General features: G+C 68.6%; 1 pseudogene. It reads right to left on the bottom strand.

Annotated features, from left to right (window positions below):
- A pseudogene (locus FQ746_RS31940) lies at positions 1–468 on the bottom strand (MFS transporter); the annotation flags it as partial.

The raw sequence follows: 468 nt of genomic DNA, 5'->3' as shown, positions 1-468 counted from the left end.
CGACAGGTTCAGCACCGTGGTCACGTAGGTTAGCGTGAACACCACGATCAACGCATAGAGCACGTCCGAGCCGATCCGCGAGCCGCCGGCCAACAGCAGGCGGCGCCAGTGCTGCGAGAACACCTCGGCCACCGGCACCTTGGCGGTGTTGTGCGATTCGCTGAGCTTCTCGAAGGCCGGCGTCTCGCCCACGCCGCGGCGCACCCACAGCCCGAAGACCACCAGCAGCAGGCTGGCCAGGAAGGGCACGCGCCAGCCCCAGTCGAGGAACGCGTCGGAGGACACCGAGATGGTGATCAGCGCGATGAAGCCGGTGCCGAGCAGGATGCCGGCCGACTGGTAGGTGGGCAGCACGCCCATCAGCGCGGTGGTGATGCCCATCAGCAGCAGGGTCAGCATCAGCACGGCGCGCCGGCCGAGCTTGTCGCCGAGGTTGCCGAACACGAAGCCGCCCAGCGGCCGCGACAC

The sequence above is a fragment of the Paraburkholderia sp. BCC1886 genome, assembly GCF_900996245.1.
In the GTDB taxonomy this organism is placed as follows: domain Bacteria; phylum Pseudomonadota; class Gammaproteobacteria; order Burkholderiales; family Burkholderiaceae; genus Paraburkholderia.
The sequence above is the reverse complement of the archived record's forward strand: the minus strand, read 5'-3'. Positions and strand labels throughout refer to the sequence as shown.